This window comes from Streptomyces sp. NPDC086519 (assembly GCF_040686075.1).
GTDB classification, from domain to species: domain Bacteria; phylum Actinomycetota; class Actinomycetes; order Streptomycetales; family Streptomycetaceae; genus Streptomyces; species Streptomyces shenzhenensis.
This window is the reverse complement of the sequence record NZ_JBFBJL010000171.1, coordinates 1-1,370: the sequence shown is the minus strand read 5'-3', so window position 1 is coordinate 1,370 and position 1,370 is coordinate 1. Positions and strand designations below refer to the sequence as shown.

Genomic DNA, 1,370 nt, shown 5'->3' with positions numbered 1-1,370 from the left:
TGTCGCAGGGCAACGACGGGTCGCTCTCCACGATCCACGCCAACAGCTCCAGCGACAGGGACGGGACCCGCTCACCGGAAGGGGACGCGGCGAACGGACACCTCGACGGCCGCGCCGGTCTTTGAAACGGCCCCGGGCATGCCCGCCGGCCAGCCCGGCCCGCCAGCCAGTCCGGCGCGCCGGGAAACCCGGCACGTCGAGGCGGCTCCCCAGAGCGAGACGACGGCGAGGCGCCCCTGCCGGCGCACCCGCGACGCCGTGACCGACCGACGCCCCGCGCGTGCGAGCAGGCCGCTCACCCCTCCTCGGCGGTGACCGGCGCCTCCCCGAACCGGCCCAGGGCCAGGGCTCCCGCCACGGCCACCGCGAAGCCGAGCACCGCGAGCCAGGACATCCCCTCGCGGGTCCGGTCGCCGAGCCATACGACCCCCACCGCCGCCGGGCCGATCGTCTCGCCGATGACCATGCCGGCCGTCGCCGTGGTCACGGAGCCGCGTTGCAGGGCCGACGTCAGCAGCATGAAGGCGGCGCCGCCACCGATCAGCAGCGCGTAGACCGCGGGGTTGGTGAGCAGCTCGGCCGGCCGCAGGGTGTCGATCAGCCGTACCGACACCTCCACCACCCCGAACCCGAACCCCGCCCCGAGACCGAGCACCAGGGCCCGCCCCCGCCCGGTCAGCCGCCCGCCGGCCAGGCCGAGCAGCAGGACCCCCGCGGCCGTCCCCAGCATCACCCACTTCAACGTCGCCGACCCGGCCCGGTCTCCCTCGGGACCCGACGCCAGCCCCAGCATCGCGAGCCCCGCGCACACCACCGCCACCGCGGCCCACTCCACCCCGCTCAGCCGCACCCGCAGCAGCCGCGCCGCGACCACCGCGGTCACCGCGAGCGAGGAGGCCAGGGCCGCGCTCACCGCGTAGATGGGCAGCGACCGCAGCGCGAGGATCTGGAACACGAACCCGAGCCCGTCCAGCCCGAGCCCGACGACATAACGCCACTGCCGCACGGCCCGCAGCAGCAGCGCGGCCTCCCCGCCCGCGCCGTCACCGGCCGCCCGCGCGGCCACCGCCTGGAGGACCGTCGCCGTACCGAAGCAGATCGCGGCCGCGAGGGCGCACACCATTCCGAAGAGCACAGAGGGACTGTAGGGGAGGGGAGCGTGCGGTGACCGGGAGAAAAGTAAGAAGCGGGCCCGGGGTGACCCGGACCCGCTCCTTCCCCTTGCGCCCCCGTGCGCGTGGGCTCCTCGGGTGTCAGCTGGCGCCGGCCAGCCAGGCGGTGGCGTTGAGGGCGAGGGCGGCGTTGGTGGCGCCGCTGTCGTTCCAGCCGTCGTACAGCGTGTTGCCGGACTGGCCGGTGCCGTCGTCGAT

At 75.5% G+C, this 1,370-nt stretch carries 1 protein-coding gene and 1 pseudogene; both read right to left on the bottom strand.

The window, feature by feature from the left end; all coding sequences use genetic code 11:
- Positions 1 to 295: 295 nt before the first annotated feature.
- Positions 296 to 1,123 (bottom strand): DMT family transporter, encoded by an 828-nt coding sequence (locus AB0P24_RS47880; RefSeq protein ID WP_365805790.1) that lies wholly within the window; start codon positions 1,121 to 1,123, stop codon positions 296 to 298.
- Positions 1,124 to 1,259: 136 nt separating this feature from the next.
- Positions 1,260 to 1,370, bottom strand: a pseudogene (locus AB0P24_RS47875) (hydrolase); the annotation flags it as partial.